1 pseudogene is annotated in these 440 nt (G+C 44.4%); it reads right to left on the bottom strand.

Annotated elements, in window-relative coordinates:
• A pseudogene (locus AC1DUA_RS40675) lies at window positions 1–440 on the bottom strand (extracellular solute-binding protein); the annotation flags it as partial.

The following is a 440-nucleotide window of genomic DNA, read 5'->3' as shown; positions in this document are numbered from 1 at the left end:
TCTTTGTACAACTTGTTCAACCACTCATAAACCGGAATGGCCGCATCTGTTGAATAAGGAACGTCCAGCTTCCCGTCTTTCTCCACATAACGTTGTTTCAAGCCGGCTCCACTGAAGAAACCTTGCAGTTCATACATGCCCGCTGTGCTTAAACCGTATGTATCTTTTTTCCCATTGCCATCTGGATCTTGCTCCGTGAATGCTTTCATGACCTTGTAGTAGTCATCAAACGTTTTCGGCTCAGGCAGATTAAGCTTTTTGWGCCAGTCAGCACGAACGATCGGCATTGTTCCACCTTGGAATTTACTGAAAACACCGTAGATTTTGCCGTCCTTCGTTTTCACTTGATCCCACTCTGATGTTGGCAAAACTTCAGGATCTTGAAGCGTTTTTGAACCTTTCACTTGATCCGTTAAAGGCATTAGCGTTAAAGGCATTAG

The sequence above is a fragment of the Paenibacillus sp. 01T422 genome (assembly GCF_056398785.1).
Note: the sequence above shows the minus strand (reverse complement) of the source record. Positions and strands in the feature narration are given on the sequence as shown.